The following is a 3,258-nucleotide window of genomic DNA, read 5'->3' on the forward strand; positions in this document are numbered from 1 at the left end:
TTTCAAATTATTCAAGGATTAGAAACTTTAGCTATCCGAATCAAAAAACATAGTGAAAATGCACTTGAATTAGCCAAATGGTTGCAAAAACGTTCAGAAGTAGCTTGGGTAAATTATCCAGGATTGATTTCTTCAAAATATTACGATTTAGCGCAAGAATATTTACCGGAAGGACAAAGTGGTATCGTAACTTTTGGATTAAAAGGCGGTTACGAAGCGGCTAAAAAAGTTGCGGATGAAACCCAATTTTTCTCATTATTGGCGAACATTGGTGATACAAAATCATTGATTATTCATCCAGCAAGTACAACGCACCAACAATTGTCAGAAGAGCAACAAATCACAACTGGAGTAACGAAAGATTTAATTCGTTTATCTGTTGGATTAGAAGATATAGAAGACTTGAAAGCCGATTTACAAAGTGTTTTCGAAAAATTGCCAGTTCAAAATTTAGTTTAGGTTTTTGTTTGTTTGAAGGCTACCGATAGACCTACCTAAAGGTAGCCTTTTTTTAAAAAGAAAGATGAGTACAATTCAAAAAATAGTGTTCCAAAATGTTCCATTGCAAAATGAAGTAGTGCAATCAAAAGTGATTTTGTCGTATCAATTGTTTGGACAACCTGTTGGTTCAGCGCCTTTGATAGTAGTAAATCATGCTTTAACTGGAAATTCGCAAGTAATTGGCGAAAATGGTTGGTGGCAATCGTTAATTGGTGATGATAAAATTATCGATACCAAAAAATATGCAGTTTTAGCTTTCAATATTCCTGGAAACGGCTATCAAGATTCGGAAAATTTGATTGAAAATTATCAAGATTTTACCACTTATGATATTGCTAATTTATTTTGGAAAGGAATCGATTCGTTTAAAGTGAATCAAGTTTTTGCTGTTATCGGTGGAAGTTTAGGCGGAGCAATTGCATGGGAAATGGCAGCGATTCGACCAAAAGCGATTGCGAATTTAATTCCGGTTGCTACAAATTGGAAAGCTTCTGATTGGTTGATTGGGAATGTGCTAATTCAAGATTTAATTTTGAATAATTCCAAAAATCCAATTCATGATGCTAGAATTCACGCCATGTTATTGTACAGAACACCCGAATCACTCCAAGAAAAATTTCACGCAAAATTACAAAATTCGGAAGGATTGTTTCAGGTAGAAAGTTGGTTGTTGCATCACGGAGAAAAATTGCAAAATCGATTTCAGCTTTCGGCTTATAAACTCATGAATCATTTGTTGAAAAAAACAATAATAAATCGGAAGTCATCAAAAGCATCTCATCAAACATTCATCTAATTAGCGTGGATACTGATTACTTTTTTACGGCAAACGAAATTAAAACTGCTTTTCAGGAAGTCAAATACTACAAAAACAATGCATTTTATCACGAAATCAAATCCATTCACGGACACGATGCTTTCTTGATAGAATTTGAACAATTAAACAACATACTAAAACCTATATTCAATTAAGATGAAAATATTAAAATTTGGAGGAAAATCATTAGCAAACGGAGAAGGATTGCAAAAAGTAATTCAAACGATTGCTCAAAAATATTTCAATAACGAACCCATCGCAGTCGTAGTTTCGGCAAGAGGAAACGCCACTGACGAATTGGTAATTTTACTAAAAAAAGCACAAGCCAACATCAATTTTCAAGCAGATTTAGAACAATTCAAAAAATACCAATTAGAAGGTTTGAAAGAAAATATCTTCGAAGAGGAATTCTCTGTTTTACAGAAATTGTTAGAAGGCGTTTCGCTTTTAGGAGATTACAGTGAGAAAATCAAAGACCAAGTTATTGCGTATGGCGAGATTCTTTCAGCAAAATACGTGGCTAACGTTCTAAACGAAAACAGTATCAAAGCACAATTTACCGATTCACGTCAATTAATAAAAACCGATATAAATTTTGGTAATGCACAGCCAATTGACGCTGTTTCGAAGCGAAATGTTTTAGATTATTTCGAGAAAAACACCGATAAAGTCAACATCGTAACAGGTTTTATTGGTTCAACGTTACACAACGAAACTACTACTTTAGGAAGGAATGGTAGTAATTACACGGCTTCCTTATTGGCAAATTATTTAAACGCCGAAGAATTCCAAAATTACACGCATGTTGACGGAATTTTCACGGCAAACCCTGATTTAGTTGCCGATGCAAAAAAAATCGAGCGATTATCGTTTAACGAAGCTAACGAGTTGGCAAATTTTGGAGCGCAAATTTTACATGCCAAAACCATTATTCCATTGGTGGAGAAAAATATTCCATTACGCATTTTAAATACGTTTAATCCTGAAAATGATGGAACATTAATCACTTCGGAACAAACCAATGAAGGCATCAAATCGCTTTCGGTTTTAACCAATGTGTCACTGATTAATTTAGAAGGAAGAGGTTTATTAGGAAAAACAGGGGTTGATGCAAGAATTTTCCGTGTGATGGCTGAAAACGATATTAGCGTAAGCATCATTTCGCAAGGTTCTTCGGAAAGAGGAATTGGTTTGGTCGTGAGTTCTGACAAGGCTTCGAAAGCTTTGGTTGGTTTGGAGAAAGAATTTGAAACTGATTTTTACACAAAAGATGTCAATAAAATTTCGGTAAACGATAACATTGCGGTGATTTCGATTATCGGACAAGATTTAACCAATTTCCACAAACCGTACACGGCTTTAATCCGAAATAAAATCACACCGATTTTGTTGAACAATACCGTTACGGGAAGAAACATCAGTTTGGTAATTAGTCAAGACGAATTTAAGCGTGCTTTAAATGTGATTCACGGTGAGATTTTTGGAGTTGCGAAAAAAATTAACATTGCCATTTTCGGTCACGGAACGGTTGGAGGTACTTTGATTTCTCAAATTTTAGAATCGGCAAAAAACATCGAAAAGCGAAAAGGAATTAAGCTGAATGTTTTTGCGATTGCGAATTCAAAGAAAGTCTTGTTGAATAAATTCGGAATCAGTGAAAATTGGAAAGCAACGTTAGAAGATAAAGGTCAGGAATATAAAGTGGAAGATATTATCGCTTACGCCAAAGAACATCATTTGGAAAATCTAATCGCAATTGACAACACAGCAAGTGCAAATTTTATCGAAAATTACATTTCGTTAGCAGAAAATAGTTTCGATTTGATTTCGTCGAATAAAGTCGCAAATACGGTAAGTTTTGATTTTTACAAAAATCTTCGAAAAGTACTAAAAGATAACCAAAAAGAATATTTATACGAAACGAATGTGGGTGCAGGTTT

General features: G+C 34.3%; 4 protein-coding genes. All 4 read left to right on the forward strand.

Translation table 11 applies throughout. The features are described from left to right. Nucleotides 1–459 (forward strand): PLP-dependent transferase (locus tag L6Q46_RS13735; RefSeq protein ID WP_291284784.1); only part of this gene is annotated, 459 nt, incomplete at its 5' end. Between the two features lie 64 nt (nt 460–523). Further along, on the forward strand, nt 524–1,297 hold the full coding sequence (locus tag L6Q46_RS13740; RefSeq protein ID WP_291284785.1) for an alpha/beta fold hydrolase: 774 nt from the start codon (nt 524–526) through the stop codon (nt 1,295–1,297). A gap of 5 nt (nt 1,298–1,302) precedes the next feature. Next, entirely contained in the window at nt 1,303–1,473 is a 171-nt protein-coding gene (locus L6Q46_RS13745; RefSeq protein ID WP_291284786.1) for a hypothetical protein, read from the forward strand. Nucleotide 1,474: 1 nt separating this feature from the next. Next, a partial coding sequence (locus tag L6Q46_RS13750) for an aspartate kinase (RefSeq protein WP_291284787.1) occupies nt 1,475–3,258 on the forward strand: 1,784 nt, incomplete at its 3' end.

Source organism: Flavobacterium sp., assembly GCF_023151265.1.
In the GTDB taxonomy this organism is placed as follows: Bacteria; Bacteroidota; Bacteroidia; order Flavobacteriales; family Flavobacteriaceae; genus Flavobacterium.